Source organism: Shinella sp. CPCC 101442 (genome assembly GCF_024704725.1).
In the GTDB taxonomy this organism is placed as follows: Bacteria; Pseudomonadota; Alphaproteobacteria; order Rhizobiales; family Rhizobiaceae; genus Shinella.
The window spans coordinates 245804-268331 of the sequence record NZ_JALIQS010000002.1 but is presented as its reverse complement, the minus strand read 5'-3'; the positions used below and the strand labels follow the sequence as shown (position 1 = coordinate 268331).

Here is a 22528-nt window from a genome sequence, read left to right as displayed (position 1 = left end):
GAATGATCCGTTCAGTGGTCCGCGGTTTCGGGACAGCGCTTCCGAAGCGGGTGCTTACCAATGCAGAGCTGGAAAGCATGGTCGACACGTCCGACGAATGGATCGTGCAGCGCACCGGCATCCGCCAGCGTTACATCGCCGGTGAGGGCGAGACGACGGCCTCGCTCGGCGAGGCCGCCGCGCGCGCGGCTCTCGACAAGGCCGGCCTGACGGCCGCCGACATCGATCTCATCATCGTCGCGACCTCGACGCCGGACAACACCTTCCCGGCGACGGCCGTCAATATCCAGAACCGTCTCGGCATGCATCACGGCTTTGCCTTCGACGTGCAGGCGGTATGCTCCGGTTTCGTCTACGCTGTCACCACCGCTGACGCCTATATCCGCGGCGGCCTTGCCAGACGCGTGCTCGTCATCGGCGCGGAAACCTTTTCACGCATCCTCGACTGGACGGACCGCACGACCTGCGTCCTGTTCGGCGACGGCGCCGGCGCCATCGTGCTGGAAGCCCGGGAAGGGGCGGGGACCATTGCCGACCGCGGCATCCTGACGACACAGCTGCGCTCCGATGGCGCGCACCGCGAAAAACTCTATGTCGATGGCGGTCCGTCGACGACCGGCACCGTCGGCCACCTGCGCATGGAAGGCCGCGAGGTCTTCAAGCACGCGGTGGGCATGATCACCGACGTCGTCGTGTCGTCCTTTGACGCAACGGGGCTTACTGCCGACGATATCGACTGGCTGGTGCCGCATCAGGCCAACAAGCGCATCATCGACGGCTCGGCCAAGAAACTCGGCATTCCCCTCGAGAAGGTCGTCATTACCGTCGATCAGCACGGGAACACATCCGCTGCGTCGATCCCGCTGGCGCTTGCCGCGGCGGCGGGCGACGGGCGAATCAAAGAGGGCGATATCGTGCTTCTGGAGGCCATGGGCGGTGGCTTTACCTGGGGTGCGGTGCTGCTTCGCTGGTAGTCGAAGGGCGTGGGCGCCGCGCCGCTTGACCGCAAGGGGCAAGGACAATACTCTTCCGCCACTAACCATACGCTTTCAATAGGAAATCGGTGAGGAACGATGAGCGGCAAGACGGTGACACGTGCAGATTTGGCCGAATCGGTTTTCCGAAAGGTCGGCCTTTCCAGAACCGAATCGGCGGAGCTTGTCGAAACCGTGATCGACGAGATCTGCAACGCCATCGTTCGGGGCGAGAGTGTAAAACTCTCCTCCTTCGCGACGTTCCAGGTGCGCGACAAGAACGAGCGCATCGGCCGCAATCCGAAGACCGGCGAGGAAGTGCCGATCTCGCCGCGCCGCGTCATGACCTTCAAGGCTTCGAACGTGTTGAAGCAGCGGGTGCTGAAGCAGCATCTTTCCCGCAAGGCGAAGCAGAAGCCGGCTTCTCCCGCCTCCTGAGGTTAAGGGCGTCCGCTACCGTCGCGTCTGTGTCCGCGGCGGCAACCGCGTCGCGAAAGCGGGCAGGCCGCTAGCCGTTTCCGCTAGGATTCGGCGATTTTTGCGTCGATTGGCGCTCGGCAAGCAATTTGAAACTTGAATATCGCCCGGCAAGCCGCTGAAATGAATGCGATTCGGCTCTGCGCCTCTCGCGACATCGCCGTAAGCTTGATCGAGGACAGAATGGACAAGAGTCCGGACGCTTTCCGCACTATCAGCGAGGTCGCCGACGACCTCGATCTGCCGCAGCACGTTCTGCGCTTCTGGGAAACGCGGTTCACGCAGATCAAGCCGATGAAGCGCGGCGGTGGCCGCCGCTACTATCGTCCAGAGGATGTGGACCTTCTGAAAGGCATCCGCCATCTTCTCTACGACCATGGTTACACGATCAAGGGCGTGCAGAAGCTCCTGAAGCTCAATGGCAACAAGTTCGTGGCGGCCATCGCCAGCGGCGATCTGGCAACTGTCGAGGCGCTGGCTGCGGCCAGCCACGAGGAGCCGGCGCCACCGAAGGCCGGAAGCGACGAAGACCAGATCGTCGGCCGCGCCAAGGCTCCGACCAGCCGCCGCTTCTTCTCCTTCGTCGGCGGTGGTGACGAAGCACCGGAAATCTCGCTCGGCAAGACCAGCGTCGGCAAGGAGGATCGCGCGCTGCTACAGGAGGCGCTCTACGATCTCCTGGAGTGCAAGCGGCTGCTCGACCAGGTACGCTAGACGACCTGGGTCACGTTAAAGCAAGGGCCGCGGAATGCGGAACCTTGTGGCTGTGCATCGGTTCTTCCTTGTGAAAGGAGACCGATATGCCCGACGAAAACAGCAGGGACGACGCTATCGAAACGCCCCGTGGCCCGCAGGGGAGCGGCGGCATTCCCGATCGCAAGCAGGAAGAAGGCGTTACTCCGCCTCTTGTCGCGCCGGACGATCAAAAGAACCCGAACGATCCTCCGCTACCTTTCGTCCCGCTGCCAGGTGCCACCGGCGGTTTCTAATGCCCGCCATCCTGCGGTGGATGTGGCAGGCGGTCAGGGTCAGGAACCCAACCTCTCGAGTAGCCGTACCCCATCATGCGCGAGGCCAGCGCGAGTTGTCCGCGCAAATGCCCGCAATCGGCAAGCAAGGCGGCAATAGCGGCATGAGCATTGCCGTGATGTTCCTCCAGTGCACGCCGGACGGCATTGTCGTCGGAGCTATTCTCCAGCGAGGACGTGATCTCGTGCTGAGCGATTGATTGCATCTCGGTCTCTCGTTGAAAGGGCGGCCAGCCCTGCAAGAATGTTCCTATTATGTTCTGATTTATCGGTCAGTCAAGCAGCGCTGATGCGGGGTGAGTACGCAGCGGTCGATCACCGCCGAGTCCGGTTCCCGTTTGTCTGAATTTGTCATGAAAAATTCTACCGTAGCGCGCGATTACGCTTGTTATAATATTGAAATAACTTCATAAAATTCACAAAGGCCTGACACAAAACTGTCGCATACGCGAAATGCGTGTCTTTCCGGCAACGCTTCATCTGTCCTCAATCGTCACACTTCCGTCACAATTCGCTTTGGCGATTGAGGCCATTCTCCGTCTGGGTAATTTCCCGCCAGCCGGCTGTGGGATTGCACTCCCACTTGCCCGGTGGCCGGGGCATCCGCGGGACAGATCGTGCTGCGGAGAGGGGTCCGGCCCAATGAATCTAACGGAGATTAAAAATGAACATCAAGGGCCTCCTCATCGGCTCGGCCGCCGCCCTCGTCACGGTTTCGGGCGCTCATGCCGCAGACGCGATCGTCGCTGCTGAGCCTGAGCCGATGGAATATGTTCGCGTTTGCGACGCGTTCGGCAAGGGTTACTTCTACATTCCGGGTACGGAAACCTGCCTCAAGATCGGCGGCTACGTTCGCATGGACGTCCGCGGCGGCGAGCTTCTCGGCCTCAACGCCAACCAGGCAAACGGTTCGCTCGGCGACGAGTGGGACACGCGTTCGCGCTTCGACCTTCGCGTCTCGACGGCTTCGGACACCGAGTACGGCGCGCTGAAGACCTACAGCGAACTCCGCTTCAACTGGCGTCAGGGCAACACCACCATCGACGTCCGTCACGCCTATATCGACCTTGCAGGTTTCCGCGTCGGTAAGACGGAATCGGCCTTCATCACCTACACGGGCAATGCCGGTTCGGTTCTGATCGACGACCTCATCGACTTCGGTCCGGATGAAGCCAACGTCATCCAGTACAACTACAAGTCTGACAACGGCATCACCGCCATCCTCAGCCTTGAAGACTTCCCCGACGCAGGCAACGACTACGTTCCGAACATCGTCGCTGGTGTCGGCTATGAAGGTGAAACCTTCAAGGCGCGCGTGCTCGGCGGCTACGATTCGAGCCTCGAAGAAGGTGCGATCAAGGCCCGCCTCGACGGTACGTTCGGCGGCATCTCGGCCTTCGTCATGGCCGGCTGGAACACGGAAGGCGCCTTCCGCAACGATTATGCTACGTGGGACGGCGATTGGGCTGTCTGGGGCGGCGTTTCTGCACCGGTCACCGAGCGTGTAACGCTCAACACGCAGCTTTCCTATGACGACAGCGAAACCTTCGTCGCTGCTGCCAACGTCGCCTTCACGGTCGTTCCGGGCTTCGTCGTCACGCCGGAAGTCGTCTACCGCGACCGCGAATCGGACGGCAATGCTTGGGGCGGTATCGTCCGCTTCCAGCGTTCGTTCTAAGTTGGCCTGATCCTCCAGTCGGCTGACCGCCCGGCCTCCCGCAAAACGCGAGGCCGGGCACAGTTTTTGGAGGCGTCAGCCCTTCAATGCGCTTAGCGCCGTATGGCGCGGGCTATCGCGATCAGGATGCAGGCGCCGATGAAACCTGCGATGAGGTAGCCGATCCAGCCTCCGAGAGACACGCCGATCAGGCCGAGCAGCAGGTTTGCGACCGCCGCACCAATGATGCCGAGCACGATGTTCATCAGCAAGCCCATGTTGCTCTTCATGAACATCTCGGCGAGCCAGCCGGCGATACCGCCGATAATGATGGCTGCGATCCAGCCGATCCCTGCGTCTTCCATTCCTGTCTCCTCAAACCCTGAATGCCATCCATGCGAATAGCCGAGGAATGAACGCGCGAGGTGTTGCTAAGTTCCACAAGGCATTGCGAATACGGGCGAGCAGGAGGACGAGAGAATCGCAATTTACGATTTTCCGGTATGCGGACAATGTGTCGATCAAAGCGCGCGCCAGGAGAAGCGTAAGCGGTCGCCCTACCGAATTATGGGATGTTCACAATTTTGGGTCGCATTTTCCTTCCGGAATCGCCTAGTCTGCCTCGGTCAACTTAAAATGGAGGCAGGGCATGCGTATATTGTGGGCGGGCTTGATTTCTCTTGGCATGTGCACCGCCGCATATGCCGGTGGTATGTCGGCGTCATTCGATTGGGGACCGACGAAGAAGTGCTTCGACGGTAAGTCCCCGCCGTTCAAACTGTCCGGCGTGCCCGACGGAACGGTCAAGCTCGACATCCGCATGGTGGATCTCAACGCTCCCGGCTTTTCCCATGGGGGCGGGAAGGTGGCCTATAGCGGTCAAAAGACACTCGCTTACGGTGCCTTCCGATACAAAGGTCCGTGCCCGCCCACCGGCCGGCACAAGTACCGTTTCACGGTCAAGGCGCTGGACGCCAAGGGTAAAAAAATCGGCGAGGCCACGGCCACGAAATCGTTCCCGTAGAACCGGACGCGCATATACCACTTACGCATGCAAGATGCGAGGAGCCGGACTTTAGGTCCGGCTCCGGGTATTCCGCTTGGAGTCTGCTGCTTTCACTCGGACCGGAACGCCAAGCCGGTTGGCGAAAGCTAGCCGCAGCCAATGGCATGTTCGTGCCGGGCGATAAAGCCGGCAGGGTCTACTTGGTCGGTTTCACCAGTGAAATCACACGCGGTTTGGATGGTGCGTCCAGCCAGTCGATCCACTTGTCCCGCTCTTCGATGGTATCGAAGAACCGCCACAGCTTGTATTCCTCATCGGTGGTCTCGATCATCTCGCCGATCGATACGAGTTCAAGCGGAAGCGTCACTTCAGTCCCGTCATAGCGAATGAAATAAATACCCTCGGCTGCGAGGCGGATAACCTGGCCGGTTCCATAGCTCCCATCGGGAGCGTCGACCGTGAAGTACATGCCGGTCAGGGTGTCGAAGATTTTGTCGGTCATAGGTTTCCAATGCCAGTCTTGAAAAATGCGCAGCATTGGAAATTCGCGCAACCGAGCACCAAAGGCAATAGCCAGCCGCGACAGCAGGGGCGACAGGCGCCCGCGCCGAAGCCGTCGCCATCTATCTTTCTGGCGCAACGGGATCGACGGCCATTGTCGCAACGGAAATCAATGCGACATTCGCTGTGAATTTCCATGGTAACTATTATGTCGAAGTGACAAATTAGGCCGATTGTTAAGCCCAGCATCGAGGAGCCGGCGATCTAGGAAATGCGCCGTCCCTGCTCGCTCGATATTGTTCGGTGCTGCCCGCGCCTCATCGGCGTTTGCCGGACGCCGAACGGAAGGTCTCGCACAATCCGCTGGGACCGTGGTGAGACCGTTGGTGCTGGCGCTCTCATTTTTCACACCTTTTGTTCCTTTTTCGTGCTGACCGCGATTTTCCCCCTTGCATCCAAAACACTGAGACTATAGGGGTTCGGTCGGTCCGGAATGTAGCGCAGCCCGGTAGCGCACTTGACTGGGGGTCAAGGGGTCGTGGGTTCGAATCCCGCCATTCCGACCATCGAACACCTTGAAATTCATTGTGTTCACGCGAAGTACCGAGCTTCGCCGGCTCCCTTGCAATGGGGTGAACTGGATTCAGGATTACGTACTTCTTTCCCGAATTTTCGAGAAGTTTTTGTACCGAAATCTCCGTTTCGACTTAGTGCCGCTTGCATCTCTGCATTGCTTCAGGTGCTCTGCCGGTTTGCTTGGATAGATCGTGAATGCGGTCTGTGAAGCGCACGCCCGCCGCCCCCCAAATCCTGGAACGGAGCCGGGCGGATACCTTCCAGTTCAAATCGATCGCCAACTCCACACTGATCTCGCGGGATACGATCTACGACTTCATGAGGGCGCAGGGCGACAATATCGATTTCTTGGTCAAAGTCGACGTGCTCTTCAACTTTGCGAAGGGTGACTTCATCCTCTAGCGGCGTTGGCAATGGCGGCCCTTCGAACAGCAGGTTCCCCCACGTCTTTCATGCCCCGCGTGAGTGCGGGCATTTTGTCTGGCTTGGCTGAGAACAAAGCAAGCCTGAAAACAGCGATGGGCAGTGCAGTACCGAAAACCGTGTCCGCTGTCAGCTCAACCAATTCGGGAGTGAGGCGTCTTCGGTAGCATGACGTCGAGGGGGAAGCCGTTGCCTTCAGCGGCGGCGCGGCTTTGCGTCGTCCTGATGAAGGGACGCGCTTTCGACGCTCCGACGTGGTGGAGTTGATGCTGCTTCCAGTTTCATCTCGTTACGCAAACGCATGATGTGCTGCTCGGTGCCATTGCAAGTTGGCAATCGTCGTCTCGATTTCTGAACGACCGCCTTGGGGTTCGGTAAGTCGCTGTCTACAGAACGACCAGAATTCGCGCACTGCGGCCGCGACGATCCCCGCTGCGTTCAGGCTACGAGCGCCCGGTAGATCGCCTCCGTCTCGCTGATCATGCGGTCCAGGCCGTAGTCGTGTCGGCGGGCGAGGGCGGCCTGCGTGTGGCGGGCGAGGGTATCGGCATCGCTGAGGCGGAGCATCGCGGCGGCGAGACGTTCGGGGTCGTCGTCATTTTCCACCAGAATGCCGTTTTCGCCATCCCTCAGCACAGTGGAGGCGCCGCCCACCTCGGTGAGGACCATCGGCTTGCCGGCGGCGGCTGCTTCCAGCATCACATAGGACATCGCTTCGTAGCGGCTCGGCATCGCCAGCGCGTCGATGGCGGCCATGGCCTGCGGGCCTGTGAAGTGGGCGGTCAGAGAGATGCGGTCGGCACAACCGCTGGCCTCGATCCGCTGGCGGACCGCGTCTTCCATTTCACCGGTCCCCACCATCAGGAGGTGCGCGTTCGGCACGCGTTCGGCGAGGAGCTTGAAAGCGGCGACCAGGCGTTCAGGGGCCTTTTGGTGGGAAAGGCGACCGACGAAGCCGAAGACGAGGGCGTCTGCGGGGATGGCCAGCGCATTGCGCACGGCCTCGCGCAGATCCGTCGGTGGCGTCTTCACGCCGTTGACGACGATCGACAGCTTCTCACGGGGCATGCCCAGAGCACGGGCGTGGGCGTATTCGTCGGCGGAGACGCAGATCAGGCGGTCGGTGAAGGAGCGGGCAAGAAGCTTTTCGATCGAGCCGTAGACCTTTCGGCCAAGATTGCCGAGGCCGGGATCCATGGTGCGGAAGGCATGCGGCGTGTAGACCCGCGCAACGTGGCGGCCGGGCAGGCGCAGGCGCGAGAGCGCGCCGGCCTTCGACGAGTGTCCGTGGATGATATCGAACGGCCCAGCCCGGCGCATGACGGCGCTGAGCGACCGCCAGGCTGCCAGATCCGAAGGACCGGGCGAGCGGGCCATGGAGACGGAATGCACGCCGGCGAGGTCGAGCGCCTGCAGCTCCTCGACGAAGCGTTCCTCGGCACGGACAGGCGAATAGACCGCATGCACGATGTGGCCGCGTGCCTGCATGCCGCGGCACAGGTCGATGAAATGCCGGCCGGAGCCGCCGCCGCTTGGCTCCAGCACCTCCATGAGACGCATTTGCCGCGGGTTCCCGTTCTGTAAGGTTGTCATGATGCGATCAGCCCGATCCGGTCTGCCTGTTGTGACGTTTTTCGAGCGCGATACATCCCCACAACACGCCGAGTTGCAGATAGAAATGGCGCCAGTGGTCCGTATCGATAACGAAGCCGATGGCCGTGTGTCCGACCACCGTGATGAAGGAAATCATGAGGAAAGGCTGCCAGGGCCGGTTGCGCAGGAGCGACTTGAAGCCGGCCGACAGGGTCCAGACGATGAGGGCGAAGTAGCAGGCGAAGCCGAGCCAGCCGTATGATGTCAGCGACTTCAGCCAGATGTTGTGCTCGTCTTCCGGAAAAATCTTGCTGAACACCATGGGGCCGATGCCGAGCGGCTTTTCCATGGCCATCAGGAAGCCGATGCGGTGACGGTCGAACCGTCCGAGATGACCGCCGTCATATTCCTGCACGAGCTGGGTGCGGCTGGAGAACAGGTCGGACACTTTGTCGAACTGCAGGGCGACGAGCAGCGCAAGGATCATCATGCCGGCGGCCGTGAGGCTGAGGATCAGGATTTTCAGGCGGAAGGCGCCGGTGCGCTCCTTGAGCAGCATGATGAAGACGAGGGCGACCACCGAAAAGAGGTAGAGCGCCCAGGCCGCGCGGGAAAACGACAGGAACAGGCCGAGGGCGAGGATGAGCAGGCCGACAATCTTCAGCGGCGCGCCGAGGATCCGGCCGACAAGCAGCCCGTGCACGAGGTAGAGCGAGGGAGCGACGAGGAAGGGGCCGAAGACGTTCGGGTCCTGGAAGGCGCCCTTGGCGCGATCGTAGAGCGTAAACGCCTCGCTGCCGGGAAAGGCGTGGAAATAGCCGAGAATGCCGAGCAGCGAGGTGATGATGGCGCTTGCCACCCAGGCGCGGAAGATCAAATCCAGCCGCTCGTGCCTGGCCTCGATGATGGAGGCGAAGAAGATGCTGGAAAGCGCCAGGAACAGCGAGACGGCGATATACATCGGACCGACCGAGAGGTCGTCCAGCATCGTCAGCGACAGCATGCCGCCGACGTTGAAGAGCAGGATGAGCACCACGAGTGGCGCGATATAGCGCGAGATGCGCAGGCCGACGATTGCCCAAAGGCCGATGAGAGCGGCCATGAAGACTTCATAGGGCGCCGGCTCGCTGATGACGAAGCCGGAGAGAAAGACGCCCACCGCCACCAGCATCGATCCCACAACGCCAAGGGCCGCAAGCTGCGGCCGGAAAGGCGGGGCATAGGGGAGGGCCGCGTCGCTCAATAGGCATTTTCCGTGTTGAGCAGACGGAAGGGCGTCAGCACCAGGATCTTCAGGTCCAGCCAGAGCGACCAGTTCTCGATGTAGTAGAGATCGAATTCGGTCCGGAAGCGGATCTTGTCGTCATGGTCGATCTCGCCGCGCCAGCCGTTGATCTGCGCCCAGCCGGTGACGCCCGGCTTGACGCGGTGGCGGGCGAAGTAGCCTTCGACGACATCGACATATTTGCGGTCGTGCGACTGGGCCTGGATGGCATGCGGACGCGGACCGACGAGGGAGAGCTCACCCTTCAGCACATTGAATATCTGCGGCAGCTCGTCGATCGACGACTTGCGGATGAAGCGGCCGACGGCGGTCACGCGCGGATCGCCCTTCGTCACCGCGGCGCGGGCCGTCGGATCGGAAAGGTGCGTATACATGGAGCGGAACTTGTAGACCTCGATGATCTCGTTGTTGAAGCCGTGGCGCTTCTGCTTGAAGAGGATCGGGCCGGGCGAGGAAAGCTTCACGGCGAGTGCCGCACCAAGGAAGACCGGCCAGAGCAGCAGCAGCGCCACGACCGAAAAGAAGATGTCGAAGATGCGCTTGGCGACATTGTCCCAGTCGGCGATCGGCTTGTCGAAGATGTCGAGCATCGGCAAGTTGCCGACCTGCGAATAGCTGCGGGGGCGGAAGCGCAGACCCTTGGCATGTGCGGCAAGACGGATATCGACGGGGAGGACCCAGAGCTTCTTTAACAGTGAAAGGATGCGAGCTTCGGCCGAGAGCGGCAGGGAGATGATCAGCATGTCGATGCGCGCAAGCCGGGCGAATTCGACGAGTTCGGCGACGTTGCCCAGCTTGGGATAGCCGGCGATGATCGAGGGCGAGCGGCGCTCGTCGCGGTCGTCGAAGATGCCGCAGATGCGGATATCGTTTTCCGGCTGATGTTCCAGCGTGCGGATGAGCTCCTTGGCGGGTTCGCCGCCGCCGACAATCACGGCGCGGCGCTCCATGGTGCCGTTGCGGGCCCAGCGGCGGATCGAATAGGCGATGATCTGGCGCTCGATGAGCAGATAGACCGCCCCGGCGGCGAACCATGAGGCGAACCAGACGCGGGAATATTCCTCGCCCGATTTGAAGAAGAAGACGACGAGCGCCATTGCGCCAAAGGCGGCAGCCCATGCGGCGAGGATGCGCGGGGTCATGCGCCAGGGCGAACGCAGAGCCGGCACCTGGTAGGCATCGGCCAGTTGCAGCAGGAGCACGCCGACGGCCGATCCGCCGAACAGCACCGACAGATAGAAGACCGTCATGCTCATGCCGGGCGCGCTGACATAGGCGAGGTGGATGCCGTAACCGACCGTCAGCAGCGCGATGAACTCGAGCAGGCGCAGCAGACCGATGATCATGCTCGGCGAATAGGTGTCCGCACGAAACTGCAGCGCGATTTTCTGGGCGAGCGGGTTCAGCTCGACCGTCCTGCCGCCGTCATAGTCCGACGAAGGGCTGTTGGCCGCGATCGTCCGGATTTCGGAAACTTTCCGTCTCAGTTCTTCGGGATCGAAGGAGTCGGGTTTGTCGACATGGTTCATGGCACGCACCTGTGGAGGCTTTGTACCGGAGATAGCACGAAGCCCCTAAGAAACGTTTACGTAGCGCAAGGCAGGTCGCTCAGGAGCCGTATCGTTTTCCGCCAGTCTGACCCGCGAGGATGTCGCGGTAGAGGTCGAGAAGCGAGGAGGACATCTTCGACGCCGAGAACGTATTCTTGAAGGTCTGGGGTTCCGGCATGACCTTATGGAACCAGTCCGGGTCACTGACGGCCTCCGCCATCACTTTGGCGAGTGTATCCGCGTCGCCGGGCTCGGCAAGCGCGATGCTGTTTTGGCCAAGCACTTCCGGAATGCCGCCGACGCGGCTCGCGATGACGGGTTTGCGGGCGGCAAGCGCCTCGAGCACGATATAGGGCATGGCCTCGGCGCGGGAGGGTACGACGACGTTGCGGGTCAGGGCAAAGGCATCGCGGGCGCGCATGGCGGGCATCATGCCGATGCGCCGGCCAAGGCCCAGGCGCAGCATCATGTGCTGGTATTTCTCCCTGTCCGGTCCATCACCGATCATCAGCGCCGAGAGCGGCCGGCCGACGAGGCGTTCGGTGCGGGCGAAGGCATCGACGAAGACGTCGGGCCCCTTCAGGTCGCGCAGCATGCCGATATAGAGGAAGTCGACCGAATCTTCGCGCGGGTGCACGATCTCGAAGTCCCGGTCGTGAATGCCGTTGTAGATGCGCTCGGCGCGCTTGCGGGGCTTTCCAACCTTGCTTGTGTAGGCGTCGCGCTCGAAATCGCAGACGAAGACGAGGCTGTCGCCAAGCCGTTCGAGCAGCTGCTCCGCCGTCAGGATCGAAAAACCCGTGGCGGTGCGGCGGTCGTAGTGCAGGCTGCCGCCATGGGGCGAATAGAGGCGGGCTACGCGATACCTGTTGACCCGCAGGGCTGAGCCGATGAGCCGGGCAATGGCGCCGCCTTTGGCGCCGTGACCGTGCAATACATCCGGCTGCAAACTTTTGATTTCACGATAACTATGCCTGAACGCCCCGATATCGCGCAGGCTGACGGCGCGGCTGATCGGCAGGCGGACGAGGCCGAGCGAAAGATAGGGACGAATCTCGTCGAACAGCGCATCCTCGAATGAGCCGCCCGTCAGGCTGTCGCAGACGATGCCGACCTCGTGGCCGGCCTTGGTGTGGAATTCGGCGAGGTCGCGCACATGGCGAAAGATCCCGCCGATGGGCGACCGGAAACAATGAATGATGCGCAGAGGCCCATCGTCCGCCATGATGCTCAGAACAGCCGTTCGCGGACGTAGATCGTATCGCCTGCGAGCACCGGATCGGAGATGGACACGCGGCCCGTGATGATCTTGCCGTTGATCTTGCGCGTGACGTCCACATCAACCTGGTTGGCGCGCGGAGAAAAGCCCCCGGCGACTGCGATGGCGTTCTGGATCGTCATGCCGGCGACGTAGCTGTACTGCCCGGCCTGCCCGACTTCCCCCATGATGAAGATGGCGCGGTAGCGGTCGACCTCGATGGAGATGTCGGGATCGCGCAGATAGCCCTGGCGCAGCTTCGCCGCGATAACGCCTTCCAGTTCCTGGTTCGTCTTGCCGCGCGCCGGCACCGGACCGATCAGCGGGAAGGCGACGTAACCGGCCTGGTCGACGGAATATGTATTGGAAAGACCGGGTTGCTCGAACACGGTAATGCGCAGCCGGTCGCCGCTGTCGAGGCGGTAGGGCTGAATGGTGGCCTCACGGAAGGCCTTTGGGGCAGGGCGGTAGCCGGTGCAGCCCGAAACGGCTGGCACGATAAGCGCCAGCGCGAGCAGCATGCCCTTGTTGATCGTTGCGAACGTCATTCGCTTTCCCAATCCGGAAATCAGAAGTCTGGGGTCCGTTATCGATCCGTTAGGGTTAACGGCCGGTAAATGGCGGAGCACGAGCGGCGCCCAAAAGCATGATTTTTCACGAAAGAGGCGTGGAGAAGGGTGGCGGCAACCGTCGGTAATTAACCCTTGCGTTACCATGTTTGTTTACCGTGCGGGCAAATCGTCGTGTTTGGAGCAGGGATATGTCAGGCGTTCACGAGAGCCAGCAGGATGTCGATATCGACCTTGGCAGCCTTTTCGGCGCGATCTGGCGCAACCGCATGCGCGTGCTGCTGGCGACCGTTGCCGGCGCGGGCATCGCCTTCGTCGGTGCAAGCCTCATCACCCCCAAATACAAGAGCGAATCCCGTCTTCTCATCGAAACGCGCGAGCCGGCCTTCACGACGGGCACGGACCGTGCGCAGGGCCGCGAACAGCCGGCCTTCGACGAACTCGGCATTGCCAGCCAGGTGCAGCTCCTCAAGTCCGCCGATCTCGTCAAGCAGGTCGCGCGCAACATGAAATTGCATGAGCTGGAGGAGTTCGACGCGGCCGCCAAGCCTTCTGCGGTTTCCGACCTTCTCGTGCTGCTTGGCGTGAAGAAGAGTCCGCTCGATCTTGCGCCGGAAGACCGCGTGCTGAAGGAGTTCAACGAGAAACTTGCCGTCTACCAGGTGGAGAAGTCGCGCGTCATCGCCATCGAGTTCACGTCGAAGGACCCGATGCTGGCCGCCGCCATCCCGAACGAGATGGCCAAGGTCTATCTTTCGCTGCAGAGCGGCGCCAAGCTCGACACCAATTCCGAGGCGACGCGCTGGCTGGAGCCCGAAATCGCCAACCTGCGTGAAAAGGTGCGCGAGGCCGAGCAGAAGGTCGCCGAATACCGTTCGCAATCCGACCTGCTGCCGACAGGTGAGAATTCCACTTTCGCCGTGCGCCAGCTGAACGACATTTCCACGGAACTGACACGGGTGCGTGGTGAACGCGCGACGGCCGAAGCGCGCGCGGAGGGCGTGCGCGCGGTGCTGAAGTCCGGCGGCGCGCCCGATACGCTGAGCGAGGTCGTGGGTTCGCAGATGATCCAGCGCCTGAAGGAAACCGAGGCGCAGATCCAGGGCCAGATTTCCGACCTTTCCACATCGATGCTCGAAGGCCATCCGCGCCTCAAGGGCCTGCGCTCGCAGCTGACAGGCATTCGCGCGCAGATCAAGTCGGAAACGCAGAAGATCTTGTCGAGCCTCGAAAACGAGGCGAAGACCGCGCGGCTTCGCGAAACGCAGCTGACGCAGCAGCTCAATACGGTGAAGGCCGAGACGGCGCGCGCGGGCGAGGACGAGGTGGGGCTGAAGGCGCTGGAGCGCGAGGCGACGGCCCAGCGCCAGCTTCTTGAAACCTATCTGGCGCGCTACCGCGAGGCGACCTCGCGCACCGACAACAATTCGACGCCGGCCGACGCCCGTATCATCTCCGCCGCTGTCGCGCCGACGGAAGTCGATTTCCCGAAGATCATCCCGATCACCATCGTCGGCGGTGTCGCCGGCTTTGCGTTGAGCTCCATCGTCATCCTGCTTGCCGAACTCTTCAGCGGCCGCGCCCTGAAGCCGGTCGGCGGCGTTGCCGCCACGCCGCGCCGGCGTAAGGAGGAGGCAGAGGTCGAACCCGTCGAGACCGAGGCGGTGGCACAGGAACCGGCCGCCCGCAAGATACCGGTCAACCGTCTGGAGCCCGGTGCGGTCAAGGACATCCACGCGCCCGCAAAATCCCTGCTGTCCGGCATCGAACCGGATCCGGAGGAGGATGAGGACGACGAGGATACGCAGCCGTCGCTGGTCGATGCGGCCGCCTTCGAGGAGGAAAGCGATTTCTCCGTGGCCGCCGTCGCGCGCCACATCATCGAGAACAACATTTCCGTGGCGGTTTCCGTATCGCCCTCCGGCGACAGCGGTTCGACCGCGACCGTCATGCTGGCCCGCCGCATCGCGGAAGAGCATCGCAAGACCTTGATCATCGATCTCACCGGCTCGGCCTGCCCGACGCGCCTGATGGCGCAGTCAACCCATGTGCCGGGGATCACCGACCTGCTGGTGGGCGACGCGGCCTTCAGCGAGATCATCCATGGCGACCGCCTGTCGAGCGCCCATATCATTCCGCGCGGCAATGCCAACATCAAGCGCGCCATGCGCGGCATCGATCGCCTCTCGATGGTGATCGATTCGCTGTCGGACGCCTATGACACCGTCATCGTGGAATGCGGCCCGGCCGAGGTCGAAGGCGTCCGGCGGCTGACGCGCGACCAGGAAACGGATATCATTCTCTCCATTCCGGATGCGGATGAAGACGAGATCGTCAATCTGATCGGCGCTTTCGGCGAGGCCGGCTATACCGAGATCGTGCTGATGACCGGCGAGGAGGGTGAACCTCCGCGCTATCCGGGCCGCAGGGCTGCCGCATAAAGCACTTTTGCTAGTCGGCGTCTTCCGTGCGCACGAACTCCGTCTTGCCGGAGCGGATGCGCTGCAGGAACGAATAGACCTGCGGATTCTGCTTGATGATGCGCTTGGCACCGGCTTTCGCCCGGTGCACGGCCGCAACTGCGGTGCCGGCCACCGTCGTCGGCCAGAGCAGGTCGTGCTGCGGCGTCTCGATCGTGCACCAGGAGCGCTTGTAGGGCTGGTCGCCGATGCCGAAATCGAACAGGCGCACACCCTCGCCGCACAGCTTGCGGATCGCCAGATAGAACAGGAATTCACCCGGGCTCGCATCGGCGGCGATCGTGTCGTCGATCGAGCCGAACTGGCAGACCACGTGATCGCCCTTGCGCGACAGGCCGGCGATCGCGACGATGCGGCCTTCGTTTTCGCCCTTGAGGCGCACGGCATGGAGCTGGAGCGGATAGTTGCCGTCGACGGAGGGTACCGCGACCAGCGTGCGGAAGAAGTTGCGTGTCTCCTCGTTGCGGAAGACATCCGGCAGGCCCATCGTGTCGAAGCGGGCGGCCTTCTGGCGGAAGAAGACTTCGAGCAGCGCGCGGCTGTCCTCGGCGGTCTCCGCCACGACATGCTCGTAGCCGCCGAGCGTTTCCAGCCGGCGTTCGGACGTGCGGAACTTCTTGCGGCGGCGCTTGGCGTTGACCTGAGCCAGCGTGCGCTCGAAATCCTCGAAGAGTTCGAGCTGGAAGGCGGCGTTCTGGTTCAGCGTCGAGGGAAGATCGGCAAAGGAATTCGTCTCGCCGCGCCAGTCGAGCGGCACCTTTTCCAGCATGAAGAGATCGAAATAGCGTGAAAACTGGCTGCGCGCCTGCTCAAGCGCCTGGCGAAGGCGCGGCGGGGCGGCGAGGAACCGGAATTCCTCGGTGTAAAGGCCGGTATTGATGTTGCTGAAGGTCGTGCCGAGAAAACGCGCGGTGCGCACAGGGCCGTGGCGCATGATTTCGAGCGGGAGGATCAGATGGGTCTTGCCGCCGGAAAACCCTTCGACGATCAAAAGCTTGCAGGCGTGGGTCTCGGCCCAGGCATGGCACCAGTCGTAGCTCTGGTGAAGCGACAGGTTGTTGTCGGCTTCCAGCGCGCGCCATTCGGCTTCCAGCGGCTCCATGCGGTCGTGCAGGCGGATGGAAAGGGGAACGACCGAGGGCATGCGCTCCTCGCCGGCAAGGATTCCCATGTACCGGGTCGCGAGCTCCCGCTCGGACGGCATGATCTGGAAATTGAGTTGCATCGCTCCCATGGATCGACCCTTGCATTCTGGCCAGCGGCCGCATCGCCGCGCTGTAACCATAGGCACTAGGCTTGGGAAAAGAGTTTAAATCCAGTGGCGTCGCCGGAAGGCCCAGGCGAAATTGGCAAGAGCGGTTAGCGATTTCATAACGGAAACTGGAAAAGCCGAGGCGTTCGCCGAAACGCGGGCGCGTCAGCGCAGCCAGCCGGTGGAAAGGGCGCTCGCCCAGGCGTGCTGATCGCGGCTTTCCGCGAGCCGGGCCATGGCCATATGATCATAGGCCACAAGCTGAAACGCGGCCTCCCAAAGTCCGTCCCTGTTTTCCAGGATCGCATAGCGTGCATGCGGTGAACCGGTCTCCACCTTGTGCTCGAAGGGCGTATCGTCGTCATAGGCCGGGGAGCCGACGCTGCCCGGATTGACGATCAGTCGCCCGTCGGGCAGGCGAACCGCGCGGGCAATATGCGTGTGGCCGCACAGGAGCACGGGGTGTCCGAAACCTTCCGCAAGGCTTTCGATGCGCGCGAGGGAGGAGAGCCGCATGGCGCCGTCTCTGGCGGCTTCGTCGAGCCAGTAGGTGGTGTCCGACGCCGGCGTGCCATGGCAGAGAAAGATGTCGTCCTGCACGGTTCTGCTCGCGGGCAGTTGCGCCAGCCAGTTCAGGTGTTGCGGCGAAAGCAGCTCATGGGCGATCCGGTCCCAATCGCCCATGTCCGAGCGCGGCTTGTCGAGAAGCCAGCGGTCGTGGTTGCCGGCAATAGCCAGAATATCCGGGCGCGCCATCAGGATATCGGCCGTGCGCGCCGCGTTGAGCGCACCGCTCAGGTGATCGCCGAGATTGACGATCCGGCTGATGCCGCGCCGCTCGATATCGGCCAGCACCGCCTCGAGCGCAAGATCGTTGCCATGGATGTCGGCGATGACCGCGATGCGTGTTCCGCTCATTCGTCGCGCACCTTCGCCGGCTTTTCCATCCACTTGATGATGACCATCGCCGGCAGGATCCAGAGCAGGCCCGTCACCGCGAAGTAGAGAAGGTGGATGTACCACGGCGATGCCCCGAGCGTCGCGGCGGCGATCGTGGTGGCGACCAGCGCATAGACCAGCACGAGGATGATGATCAGCACCGTTCCGATCAGTTTTCTGAGGCGAGGGGGCATTTTCGGTCTTTCGATCTCTGGGGCGGCAAATGGCGGCAAAGTGGCGCGACGGCATGCCGCAAAGCTTCGGGCCTTGTTTTGCACGGCCCGGTCAGGCAAATCAACGCCAGAGCAAGACCTGTGAAAGCGTGCAATGCGGTTTTACAGGCATGACTACCGAGACCAGCGACCTGAACCGGCCTGACATCGCCGTTTCAGGAAAGGAGCCGAGACGATGAGCGCGACCACCGCGACCGCATACCGCAGCGACAATGACAGGGACCGGACGGATCGCAACCGTCGCCAGGTGCGCCGGTGGCTGGGCTTCGTGCTGTTCGCGCTCTTCGTGCTGGTGCTTGTCGGCGGCGCGACGCGTCTTACGGAATCCGGCCTTTCTATCACCGAATGGAAGCCCGTCCACGGTGTCATCCCGCCGATTACCGCTCAGGAATGGCAGGAGGAATTCGACCTCTACAAGCGTATTCCGCAATATGAGCAGGTCAACAAGGGCATGACGATCGAGGAGTTCAAGACGATCTTCTGGTGGGAATGGGCGCATCGGCTGATCGCCCGCTCGATCGGCTTCGTCTTCGCCGTGCCGCTGGCCTTCTTCTGGCTGACCGGCCGTATCGAAAGGAAACTTCGCTGGCCGCTGGTCGGCCTTCTGGCGCTGGGTGGGTTCCAGGGCTTCATCGGCTGGTGGATGGTGTCGTCGGGCCTCGCCGACCGTGTTTCCGTCAGCCAGTACCGTCTCGCCACACATCTCACCATCGCCTGTCTGATCTTCGCCTGGACCATGTGGCTGATGCGGGCGCTGTCGCCGCACAGCGACGATGCGCCGCCAACGGAAGGGTCCCGCCGCATGGCCGGCATCATCGCCTGCATGGCGATCTTCCAGATCTATCTCGGCGCGCTGGTTGCCGGCCTCGATGCCGGCCTTTCCTACAACACCTGGCCGCTGATGGACGGCACGATCGTGCCCGGCGGTCTCTTCCTGCAGCAGCCCTGGTGGATCAACCTCTTCGAGAACCCGAAGACCGTGCAGTTCGTGCATCGCATCGGCGCCTACGTGCTCTTCGCGCTCGTCGTGCTCCACCTGATCTCGTCGCTGCGCGCCGCCCCTGAAACGACCCACAGCCGCCGTGCCCTCGTGCTCTTCGCCCTCGTCTGTCTCCAGGCGACCATCGGCATCCTGACGCTGATCTGGCAGGTGCCGCTCGGCTGGGCATTGGCGCATCAGGGCGGGGCGCTTGTCGTGCTCGGCTTTGCGGTCGCGCACTGGCGCGGCTTTGTCGGGGAGTATCCGCGGGAAACGGCGGAGGACTGATCCGCTCAGGCCTGCCTGAGGACGTTGCGGATCGCTGCGGCAACGGCAAGCTCGTCGTCGCGATCCCCGTCGTTGCCGTCCTCGTCATGCCACGCCGCCGACAGGCAGCCATAGGCGAAGGCATAGCGCAGGATGGTGCGGACATCGCGCCGCAATGTTTCGGCGAAGATATCCGCCATCCCCGCGATTCGCTGCTCGTCGCGGGTGAGGTCGAAACGGTCGAGCGGGTTGGAGAACATGTTGGCGACATCGAGGGCCGCGTCGCCGATCAGTCCCGCCGGATCGATGATGAGCCAGCCGCGCGGGCCGGACACGATGTTTTCGTGATGCAGGTCGCCATGCAGCGGCTTGATGTCCCGCTGCTCGGCCAGGAGTGCGTCGGCGATGGTCGCCGCCTCCGCATAGGGACCGGTGAGACCGTCCTTGCGATCCCGCTTGGCCTTTTCGAACAGGCTTGAGAAGTAGCGCGGCAGCGGTTGCAGGCTTGCCGGCGGCGGGGTCTGGGAAGGGCGGTGATAGTCGAGGAGCACCTCGGCGGCGATGCGGGTCGCATCAGCGTCGCCGTGGGAGAGCAGGCGGTCCCGCAGCGTCGTCTTGCCGGCGTGTTCCATCAGCAGCATGGTTTCCGAGCGAGCAAGCAGCTTCACGCAGCCGATGCCGCCGCGCCACGTCAGAAAATCCGCGCCGCGCAGGCTGTCCTCCAGAACCTTCGGCTTCAGGTCCTTGACGATCGCGCTCGCGCCATCGGATAGCATCACCTCATAGACGGTGCCGGCAACGGTATCCGCTACAAGACTGGCGTCTTCTATGTGCCACTCGGCAGGGAAGGACGGATGTCCGTGCCTCATGCCTTCAGCATCAGGTCCATATTCTGGACAGCCGCACCCGAAGCGCCCTTGCCGAGATTATCGAGCAGGGCGACGAGGTTGACATGGGGCGCGCCGGCCGTGCCGAAGACGTAGAGTTTCATGCGGTCGGTATCGGCAAGCTCCACGGCGTTGACGCGGGCGAGATTGGCGCTCTCCTTGAGATCGACGACCTCGACGATGTCCTGGCCTGCATAGTGATCGGCCAGCGCCTCATGGATCGAGCCCAGCGAGGCGTGATCATTGAGGTCGGCGAGATAGAGCGGCACCTGCACGATCATGCCCTGAGCGAATTTTCCGACGGAGGGCGAAAAGATGGGCGCGCGGTCGAGAAGACCGTGCACCTGCATTTCCGGGACATGCTTGTGCTTGAGCGTCAGGCCATAGAGGAAGTGCGGCGCATCGATATGTTCAGGATGGCTCGCATCCTCCATCTGCGCGATCATCTGCTTGCCGCCGCCGGTATAGCCGGAGACCGCGTTGACGGTGACCGGATAATCCTGCGGCAGGATGCCGGCGCGGCGGAGCGGGCGCAGCAGGCCGATAGCGCCTGTCGGGTAGCAGCCGGGATTGGCGACATAGCGTGCATCCGCGATCTTCTTCGGCTGTTCCTTGTCCATCTCGGCAAAGCCATAGGCCCATTCCGGATGGACGCGGTGCGCCGTCGAGGTGTCGATGATGCGCACGGAATTGTTGCCGGAGACCATCGCGACGGCTTCCTTGGCCGCATCATCAGGCAGGCAGAGGATGGCGACATCGGCGCTGTTCAGGAGGTCTTCGCGAAGCTGCGCGTTGCGACGTTCGGCTTCCGGGATGGACAAGAGCTCGACATCATCGCGGCCGGCCATGCGGGTGCGGATCTGCAGACCCGTCGTGCCGTGTTCGCCATCGATGAAGATCTTCGGTTTCATCTGCTGTCCAATCCTATTTTGCGTTCGCGGCCGATATAGCCCCTCGGTCTGTCGCATTCAATGCCGCGTCTTCAACGTCGCTCCGCCAGCGCTTCGGCGTGAAGGCCGAGCATGTACATGGCGATATTGGAGGCGGCGATGGCGGTGATATCCGCATGGTCGTAGGCCGGAGCGACTTCGACGACATCCGAACCGACGATGTTCAGCGCACCGAGCTTGCGCAAGACCGAAAGGATGCGCGCGCTTGTGGGGCCGCCGGAGACCGGCGTGCCGGTGCCGGGTGCAAAGGCCGGGTCGAGGCAGTCGATATCGAAGGTGAGATAGGTCGGCTTGTCGCCGACATGGTGGATGATCGCGTCGGCGAGTTCGCCGGCGCTCATCTCCTCCACATCGTAGCCGTAGAGGATGCGGATGCCACAATCCTCGGGCGCGTGGGTGCGGATGCCGATCTGGAACGACGTCTCGGGATCGATCAGGCCCTCGCGTACCGCCGTGCCGACGAAGGAGCCGTGGTCGATGCGGCCCTTCTCGTCGGCCCAGGTATCCTGGTGCGCGTCGAACTGGACAAGCGAGAGGGGACCGTATTTTTCCGCATGGGCGCGCAGGAGCGGCAGCGTTATGAAATGGTCGCCGCCGAGTGTGAGCATGTAGGCGCCGGATTTCAGGATCTTTTTCGCTTCGCGCTCGATCGTTCCGGGCGTCTTCTGGTGATTGCCATAGTCGAGCAAGCAGTCGCCGTAGTCGATGACGGCCATGTCTTCGAAGAGGTCGCGTTCGAAGGGATATTGCGGGTCGTTATCCATGATAGCAGAGGCGCGGCGGATCGCCTGCGGCCCGAAGCGCGTGCCGGGGCGGTTGGAGGTCGCGGCATCGAAGGGAATGCCCCAGACGACGGCATCGACATCCTTCAGGACCTTGGTGTAGCGGCGGCGCATGAAGGAGAGGATACCTGCATGGGTCGGGTCCGAGGCGGCGCTCTTCAGCGATTTGCCGGTGATGGCGTGGTCGATCGACTTGTTGGCCATGAAAGTCCCTCCAGAGCATTTCCAGCAAAAGTGTGCAGCGGTTTTGCCGGAAATGCGCAAAACAAAATGTGGCGGGACGTTCGCCAATCGGCGCGCGCAAGGCAAGGGATTTTTGCGCGGGCAAAACGAAAAAGGCCGGGGCGAACCCCGGCCTTTCCTGAACCAAAATGTCCGAGCGATTAACGCTTGGAGAACTGGAACGAACGACGGGCCTTGGCCTTGCCGTACTTCTTGCGTTCGACGACGCGCGAGTCGCGGGTCAGGAAGCCACCCTTCTTCAGGACCGGACGCAGGCCGGGCTCGAAGTAGGTCAGCGCCTTGGAGACGCCGTGACGAACGGCACCGGCCTGGCCGGAAAGACCGCCGCCGGCGACGGTGGCGACGATGTCGAACTGGCCATCACGGGCAGCCGCGATGATCGGCTGCTGCAGGATCATCTGCAGAACCGGACGGGCGAAGTAGGTCTCGAAAGACTTGCCGTTGACGGTGATCTTGCCGGAGCCCGGCTTGACCCATACGCGGGCGACAGCGTTCTTGCGCTTGCCGGTAGCGTATGCGCGACCCAGGGCGTCAACCTTCTTGACGTGAACCGGGGCGGAGGCAGCGGGAGCTGCGGCAGCGACGCCGAGGTCCTTGAGCGAGGAGAGGTCGGCCATGA

At 62.4% G+C, this 22528-nt stretch carries 24 protein-coding genes and 1 tRNA gene; 10 read left to right on the top strand and 15 right to left on the bottom strand.

Going from position 1 to position 22528, the window contains the following annotated elements; genetic code table 11:
• The first annotated feature begins 2 nt into the window (after nucleotides 1–2).
• The 4 genes from MUO32_RS06525 (at nucleotide 3) to MUO32_RS06510 (ending at nucleotide 2440) form a co-directional block, all read left to right on the top strand.
• Nucleotides 3–974 carry a beta-ketoacyl-ACP synthase III gene (locus tag MUO32_RS06525; protein WP_257947420.1) on the top strand — a complete coding sequence of 324 codons (972 nt, stop codon included), beginning with the start codon at nucleotides 3–5 and terminating at the stop codon, nucleotides 972–974.
• Between the two features lie 99 nt (nucleotides 975–1073).
• A complete protein-coding gene (locus MUO32_RS06520) occupies nucleotides 1074–1412 on the top strand; it encodes an integration host factor subunit alpha (protein ID WP_244760596.1) in 339 nt (112 codons plus the stop codon).
• Between the two features lie 222 nt (nucleotides 1413–1634).
• Nucleotides 1635–2165 (top strand): MerR family transcriptional regulator, encoded by a 531-nt coding sequence (locus MUO32_RS06515; protein ID WP_257947419.1) that lies wholly within the window; start codon nucleotides 1635–1637, stop codon nucleotides 2163–2165.
• Between the two features lie 86 nt (nucleotides 2166–2251).
• The gene (locus MUO32_RS06510) at nucleotides 2252–2440 is read left to right on the top strand and encodes a hypothetical protein (RefSeq protein ID WP_257947418.1); all 189 of its coding nucleotides are present in this window, start codon (nucleotides 2252–2254) and stop codon (nucleotides 2438–2440) included.
• On the opposite strand, the gene MUO32_RS06505 is transcribed toward MUO32_RS06510, so the two are convergent.
• Nucleotides 2437–2685 (bottom strand): hypothetical protein, encoded by a 249-nt coding sequence (locus tag MUO32_RS06505; RefSeq protein WP_257947417.1) that lies wholly within the window; start codon nucleotides 2683–2685, stop codon nucleotides 2437–2439. The two genes, MUO32_RS06510 and MUO32_RS06505, sit on opposite strands and share 4 nt — an antisense overlap.
• Before the next feature lie 458 nt (nucleotides 2686–3143).
• On the opposite strand from MUO32_RS06505, the gene MUO32_RS06500 reads away from it, so the two are divergent.
• Nucleotides 3144–4157, top strand: coding sequence for a porin (locus MUO32_RS06500; RefSeq protein ID WP_257947416.1), 1014 nt, complete (start codon nucleotides 3144–3146; stop codon nucleotides 4155–4157).
• Nucleotides 4158–4249: 92 nt separating this feature from the next.
• Here MUO32_RS06500 and MUO32_RS06495 read toward each other — a convergent pair whose 3' ends face one another.
• Entirely contained in the window at nucleotides 4250–4501 is a 252-nt protein-coding gene (locus MUO32_RS06495) for a GlsB/YeaQ/YmgE family stress response membrane protein (protein WP_257947415.1), read from the bottom strand.
• A 284-nt stretch (nucleotides 4502–4785) separates the two neighbouring features.
• Here MUO32_RS06495 and MUO32_RS06490 point away from each other — a divergent pair, with 284 nt between their 5' ends.
• The gene (locus MUO32_RS06490) at nucleotides 4786–5160 is read left to right on the top strand and encodes a YbhB/YbcL family Raf kinase inhibitor-like protein (protein WP_257947414.1); all 375 of its coding nucleotides are present in this window, start codon (nucleotides 4786–4788) and stop codon (nucleotides 5158–5160) included.
• A gap of 178 nt (nucleotides 5161–5338) precedes the next feature.
• On the opposite strand, the gene MUO32_RS06485 is transcribed toward MUO32_RS06490, so the two are convergent.
• Nucleotides 5339–5644 carry a hypothetical protein gene (locus MUO32_RS06485; protein WP_257947413.1) on the bottom strand — a complete coding sequence of 102 codons (306 nt, stop codon included), beginning with the start codon at nucleotides 5642–5644 and terminating at the stop codon, nucleotides 5339–5341.
• Between the two features lie 488 nt (nucleotides 5645–6132).
• Between MUO32_RS06485 and MUO32_RS06480 the strand changes: the two genes are divergently transcribed.
• Both MUO32_RS06480 and MUO32_RS06475 read left to right on the top strand, forming a co-directional pair.
• Nucleotides 6133–6209: transfer RNA gene (locus MUO32_RS06480), tRNA-Pro, on the top strand.
• A 205-nt stretch (nucleotides 6210–6414) separates the two neighbouring features.
• Nucleotides 6415–6621, top strand: a complete 207-nt coding sequence (locus MUO32_RS06475; protein ID WP_257947412.1) for a hypothetical protein — start codon at nucleotides 6415–6417, stop codon at nucleotides 6619–6621.
• Between the two features lie 459 nt (nucleotides 6622–7080).
• Here the strand turns inward: MUO32_RS06475 and MUO32_RS06470 are convergent, their stop codons facing one another.
• The 5 genes from MUO32_RS06470 to MUO32_RS06450 all read right to left on the bottom strand — a co-directional run bounded on the left by MUO32_RS06470 (nucleotide 7081) and on the right by MUO32_RS06450 (nucleotide 12876).
• Nucleotides 7081–8202: a glycosyltransferase gene (locus MUO32_RS06470; RefSeq protein ID WP_257947411.1), complete on the bottom strand. Its 1122-nt coding sequence runs from the start codon at nucleotides 8200–8202 to the stop codon at nucleotides 7081–7083.
• A gap of 40 nt (nucleotides 8203–8242) precedes the next feature.
• Nucleotides 8243–9478 (bottom strand): O-antigen ligase, encoded by a 1236-nt coding sequence (locus tag MUO32_RS06465; RefSeq protein WP_257947410.1) that lies wholly within the window; start codon nucleotides 9476–9478, stop codon nucleotides 8243–8245.
• Entirely contained in the window at nucleotides 9475–11049 is a 1575-nt protein-coding gene (locus MUO32_RS06460; RefSeq protein ID WP_257947409.1) for an undecaprenyl-phosphate glucose phosphotransferase, read from the bottom strand. Before MUO32_RS06460 ends, MUO32_RS06465 begins: the two co-directional genes overlap by 4 nt.
• A 79-nt stretch (nucleotides 11050–11128) precedes the next feature.
• A complete protein-coding gene (locus MUO32_RS06455; protein ID WP_257947408.1) occupies nucleotides 11129–12295 on the bottom strand; it encodes a glycosyltransferase family 4 protein in 1167 nt (388 codons plus the stop codon).
• 5 nt (nucleotides 12296–12300) lie between these two features.
• Entirely contained in the window at nucleotides 12301–12876 is a 576-nt protein-coding gene (locus MUO32_RS06450; RefSeq protein WP_257947407.1) for a polysaccharide biosynthesis/export family protein, read from the bottom strand.
• Nucleotides 12877–13088: 212 nt separating this feature from the next.
• Between MUO32_RS06450 and MUO32_RS06445 the strand changes: the two genes are divergently transcribed.
• Nucleotides 13089–15338 carry an exopolysaccharide transport family protein gene (locus tag MUO32_RS06445; protein ID WP_257947406.1) on the top strand — a complete coding sequence of 750 codons (2250 nt, stop codon included), beginning with the start codon at nucleotides 13089–13091 and terminating at the stop codon, nucleotides 15336–15338.
• Between the two features lie 10 nt (nucleotides 15339–15348).
• On the opposite strand, the gene MUO32_RS06440 is transcribed toward MUO32_RS06445, so the two are convergent.
• The 3 genes from MUO32_RS06440 to MUO32_RS06430 all read right to left on the bottom strand — a co-directional run bounded on the left by MUO32_RS06440 (nucleotide 15349) and on the right by MUO32_RS06430 (nucleotide 17762).
• A complete protein-coding gene (locus MUO32_RS06440; protein ID WP_257947405.1) occupies nucleotides 15349–16611 on the bottom strand; it encodes a GNAT family N-acetyltransferase in 1263 nt (420 codons plus the stop codon).
• Between the two features lie 183 nt (nucleotides 16612–16794).
• Nucleotides 16795–17547 carry a metallophosphoesterase gene (locus MUO32_RS06435; protein WP_257947403.1) on the bottom strand — a complete coding sequence of 251 codons (753 nt, stop codon included), beginning with the start codon at nucleotides 17545–17547 and terminating at the stop codon, nucleotides 16795–16797.
• A complete protein-coding gene (locus MUO32_RS06430) occupies nucleotides 17544–17762 on the bottom strand; it encodes a DUF2842 domain-containing protein (protein ID WP_257947402.1) in 219 nt (72 codons plus the stop codon). Before MUO32_RS06430 ends, MUO32_RS06435 begins: the two co-directional genes overlap by 4 nt.
• A 214-nt stretch (nucleotides 17763–17976) precedes the next feature.
• Between MUO32_RS06430 and MUO32_RS06425 the strand changes: the two genes are divergently transcribed.
• Nucleotides 17977–19068, top strand: coding sequence for a COX15/CtaA family protein (locus MUO32_RS06425; RefSeq protein ID WP_257947401.1), 1092 nt, complete (start codon nucleotides 17977–17979; stop codon nucleotides 19066–19068).
• A 5-nt stretch (nucleotides 19069–19073) separates the two neighbouring features.
• Here the strand turns inward: MUO32_RS06425 and MUO32_RS06420 are convergent, their stop codons facing one another.
• The 4 genes from MUO32_RS06420 to rpsI all read right to left on the bottom strand — a co-directional run bounded on the left by MUO32_RS06420 (nucleotide 19074) and on the right by rpsI (nucleotide 22526).
• Nucleotides 19074–19916 carry an aminoglycoside phosphotransferase family protein gene (locus tag MUO32_RS06420; RefSeq protein WP_257947400.1) on the bottom strand — a complete coding sequence of 281 codons (843 nt, stop codon included), beginning with the start codon at nucleotides 19914–19916 and terminating at the stop codon, nucleotides 19074–19076.
• Nucleotides 19913–20845, bottom strand: coding sequence for an N-acetyl-gamma-glutamyl-phosphate reductase (argC, locus tag MUO32_RS06415; protein ID WP_257947399.1), 933 nt, complete (start codon nucleotides 20843–20845; stop codon nucleotides 19913–19915). The genes MUO32_RS06420 and argC overlap by 4 nt, the downstream gene beginning before the upstream one ends.
• A gap of 71 nt (nucleotides 20846–20916) precedes the next feature.
• Nucleotides 20917–21870: an agmatinase gene (gene speB, locus MUO32_RS06410; RefSeq protein WP_257947398.1), complete on the bottom strand. Its 954-nt coding sequence runs from the start codon at nucleotides 21868–21870 to the stop codon at nucleotides 20917–20919.
• 179 nt (nucleotides 21871–22049) lie between these two features.
• On the bottom strand, nucleotides 22050–22526 hold the full coding sequence (gene rpsI, locus MUO32_RS06405) for a 30S ribosomal protein S9 (protein ID WP_257947397.1): 477 nt from the start codon (nucleotides 22524–22526) through the stop codon (nucleotides 22050–22052).
• Between the last annotated feature and the right edge of the window lie 2 nt (nucleotides 22527–22528).

Excerpts from the sequence above, each read along its gene's own strand:
- MUO32_RS06525 (WP_257947420.1), top strand. The coding sequence starts at position 3 with ATGATCCGTTCAGTGGTCCGCGGTTTCGGGACAGCGCTTCCGAAGCGG.
- MUO32_RS06520 (WP_244760596.1), top strand. The coding sequence starts at position 1,074 with ATGAGCGGCAAGACGGTGACACGTGCAGATTTGGCCGAATCGGTTTTC.
- MUO32_RS06515 (WP_257947419.1), top strand. The coding sequence starts at position 1,635 with ATGGACAAGAGTCCGGACGCTTTCCGCACTATCAGCGAGGTCGCCGAC.
- MUO32_RS06510 (WP_257947418.1), top strand. The coding sequence starts at position 2,252 with ATGCCCGACGAAAACAGCAGGGACGACGCTATCGAAACGCCCCGTGGC.
- MUO32_RS06505 (WP_257947417.1), bottom strand. The coding sequence starts at position 2,685 with ATGCAATCAATCGCTCAGCACGAGATCACGTCCTCGCTGGAGAATAGC.
- MUO32_RS06500 (WP_257947416.1), top strand. The coding sequence starts at position 3,144 with ATGAACATCAAGGGCCTCCTCATCGGCTCGGCCGCCGCCCTCGTCACG.
- MUO32_RS06495 (WP_257947415.1), bottom strand. The coding sequence starts at position 4,501 with ATGGAAGACGCAGGGATCGGCTGGATCGCAGCCATCATTATCGGCGGT.
- MUO32_RS06490 (WP_257947414.1), top strand. The coding sequence starts at position 4,786 with ATGCGTATATTGTGGGCGGGCTTGATTTCTCTTGGCATGTGCACCGCC.
- MUO32_RS06485 (WP_257947413.1), bottom strand. The coding sequence starts at position 5,644 with ATGACCGACAAAATCTTCGACACCCTGACCGGCATGTACTTCACGGTC.
- MUO32_RS06475 (WP_257947412.1), top strand. The coding sequence starts at position 6,415 with ATGCGGTCTGTGAAGCGCACGCCCGCCGCCCCCCAAATCCTGGAACGG.
- MUO32_RS06470 (WP_257947411.1), bottom strand. The coding sequence starts at position 8,202 with ATGCGTCTCATGGAGGTGCTGGAGCCAAGCGGCGGCGGCTCCGGCCGG.
- MUO32_RS06460 (WP_257947409.1), bottom strand. The coding sequence starts at position 11,049 with ATGAACCATGTCGACAAACCCGACTCCTTCGATCCCGAAGAACTGAGA.
- MUO32_RS06455 (WP_257947408.1), bottom strand. The coding sequence starts at position 12,295 with ATGGCGGACGATGGGCCTCTGCGCATCATTCATTGTTTCCGGTCGCCC.
- MUO32_RS06450 (WP_257947407.1), bottom strand. The coding sequence starts at position 12,876 with ATGACGTTCGCAACGATCAACAAGGGCATGCTGCTCGCGCTGGCGCTT.
- MUO32_RS06445 (WP_257947406.1), top strand. The coding sequence starts at position 13,089 with ATGTCAGGCGTTCACGAGAGCCAGCAGGATGTCGATATCGACCTTGGC.
- MUO32_RS06440 (WP_257947405.1), bottom strand. The coding sequence starts at position 16,611 with ATGGGAGCGATGCAACTCAATTTCCAGATCATGCCGTCCGAGCGGGAG.
- MUO32_RS06435 (WP_257947403.1), bottom strand. The coding sequence starts at position 17,547 with ATGAGCGGAACACGCATCGCGGTCATCGCCGACATCCATGGCAACGAT.
- MUO32_RS06430 (WP_257947402.1), bottom strand. The coding sequence starts at position 17,762 with ATGCCCCCTCGCCTCAGAAAACTGATCGGAACGGTGCTGATCATCATC.
- MUO32_RS06425 (WP_257947401.1), top strand. The coding sequence starts at position 17,977 with ATGAGCGCGACCACCGCGACCGCATACCGCAGCGACAATGACAGGGAC.
- MUO32_RS06420 (WP_257947400.1), bottom strand. The coding sequence starts at position 19,916 with ATGAGGCACGGACATCCGTCCTTCCCTGCCGAGTGGCACATAGAAGAC.
- argC (WP_257947399.1), bottom strand. The coding sequence starts at position 20,845 with ATGAAACCGAAGATCTTCATCGATGGCGAACACGGCACGACGGGTCTG.
- speB (WP_257947398.1), bottom strand. The coding sequence starts at position 21,870 with ATGGCCAACAAGTCGATCGACCACGCCATCACCGGCAAATCGCTGAAG.
- rpsI (WP_257947397.1), bottom strand. The coding sequence starts at position 22,526 with ATGGCCGACCTCTCCTCGCTCAAGGACCTCGGCGTCGCTGCCGCAGCT.